This is a genomic window from Streptomyces niphimycinicus (assembly GCF_018883605.1).
Taxonomy (GTDB): domain Bacteria; phylum Actinomycetota; class Actinomycetes; order Streptomycetales; family Streptomycetaceae; genus Streptomyces; species Streptomyces niphimycinicus.
Genome location: NZ_JAHLEM010000670.1, coordinates 1 through 2113, shown reverse-complemented (window position 1 = coordinate 2113; position 2113 = coordinate 1). Strand labels below are relative to the sequence as shown.

At 72.7% G+C, this 2113-nt stretch carries 1 protein-coding gene; it reads right to left on the bottom strand.

All coding sequences use genetic code 11. The features are described 5' to 3' along the window. Nucleotides 1-2113, bottom strand: a 2113-nt coding sequence (locus KN815_RS39730) for a type I polyketide synthase (protein ID WP_216346664.1), incomplete at both ends; no start/stop codon positions are given.

Here is a 2113-nt window from a genome sequence, read left to right as displayed (position 1 = left end):
GCCGTCTGCTCGATGCCCATGGTCAGGACGGGGTGGGCGCTGGCCTCCACGAACGTCTGGAAGCCTTCGTCCAGGAGCACTCGTACGGTCTCGTCGAAACGCACCGTCCCGCGCAGATTGCGGTACCAGTACCCGGCGTCCATCTCCGTGGTGTCCAGCACCCCGCCGGTCACCGTCGAATAGAACGGCACCGAGGAGGACCGCGGGGCGATCCCGGCCAGAGTGCGCAGGATCTCCGCTTCCAGGCTCTCGACGTGAGCGGAGTGCGAGGCGTAGTCCACCGGGATACGGCGCGCCCGGATCTCCTCCTCGGCACACGCCGCCAGCAGCTCCTCCAGCGCGTCGGCGTCACCGGAGACCACGACCGCCGAGGGCCCGTTCACCGCCGCCACCGACAGCCGCTCACCCCACGCCTCGAGCCGCTCCCGCACCGAGTCCACCGGCAGCGACACCGACACCATGCCACCGCGCCCGGACAGCACGGGCAGCGCCTGGCTGCGCAGCGCCACCACCTTCGCGGCATCCTCCAGCGACAGCGCACCCGCCACACACGCCGCCGCGATCTCACCCTGGGAGTGACCGATGACCGCCGCGGGCTCGACACCGTAGGAGCGCCACAGCTCCGCCAGCGACACCATCACCGCCCACAGCACCGGCTGGACCACATCCACCCGCTCCAGCGCCTCCGCGGCGCCCTGACCGCCGCGCAGCACCTCCGCCAGCGACCAGTCCACCAACGGCGCCAGCGCCGCCGCGCACTCCTCGATCCGCCGGGCGAACACCGGCGAGGCATCCAGCAGCCCCGCCGCCATGCCCACCCACTGCCAACCCTGACCGGGGAAGACGAACACCACCCCGGCGCTGCGCCTGGCGACACCTTCGACCAGCCCCGAAGTGCCCCCGCCCGCGAGATGACCGGCCAGCGCCCGGACGGCCTCCGCACGGTCCTGGGCCAGCACCACCGCACGGTGGTCAAAAGCGGTCCGCGTGGTGGCAAGAGACAGTCCGATGTCCCCGGCCGCCACCTCCGGACGCTGTTCCACATGGTCCAACAGGCGCCTGGCCTGGGCGCGCAGCGCCGCCTCGGACTTGCTCGACAGCAGCCAGGGGACCAGCGGCAGCGCCGTCCGGGGCGCCTGTGCCTGCTCGGCCGCCTCGGAGCCGGAAGCCGCCTCGGTGGCGTCGTCCCGCGTCACCTCGGGGGTGGCGGACGGTGCCGGTGCCTGCTCGATGATGGCGTGGGCGTTGGTCCCGCTGATGCCGAACGAGGACACCCCGGCCCGGCGCGGCTCCTCGCCCTCGGGCCATGCGGCGGCCTCGGTGAGCAGCTCGACCGTACCCGTCGACCAGTCCACATGCGGCGACGGCTCGTCGATGTGCAAGGTGCGGGGCAGTGTGCCCTGCTCCATCGCCAACACCATCTTCATCACACCGGCCACGCCGGCGGCCGCCTGGGTATGGCCGATGTTGGACTTGACCGACCCCAGCAGCAGCGGACGCTCCGCGGTGCGCTCACGGCCGTAGGTGGCCAGCAGCGCCTGCGCCTCGATCGGGTCGCCCAGCTTCGTACCCGTGCCGTGCGCCTCCACGGCGTCGACCTGCCCGGCCGTGAGCCCGGCGTTGGCCAGCGCCTGACGGATCACCCGCTGCTGGGACGGCCCGTTGGGGGCGGACAGCGCACTGCTCGCACCGTCCTGGTTGGTCGCCGTCCCCCGGACAACCGCCAGCACCCGATGCCCGTTGCGCTGCGCGTCGGACAGCCGCTCCAGGAACAGCATCCCCGCGCCCTCGGCCGCCCCGAAACCATCGGCCGCCGCCGAGAAGGGCTTGCACCGGCCGTCCAGCGCGAGCCCGCGCTGCCGGCTGAAACCGACGAACGTACCCGGCGTGGCCATCACGCTCACACCGCCGGCCAGGGCAAAGGAGCACTCGCCCTGACGCAGCGCCTGCACGGCCAGATGCAGCGCGACCAGCGACGAGGAGCACGCGGTGTCCACCGTCACCGCCGGGCCCTCGAGCCCGAGCGTGTAGGCCACCCGTCCGGACACCACGCTGATGGCGCTGCCGGTCACCAGATGCCCCTCGACACCATCCGGTGCCTCATGCACCCGCG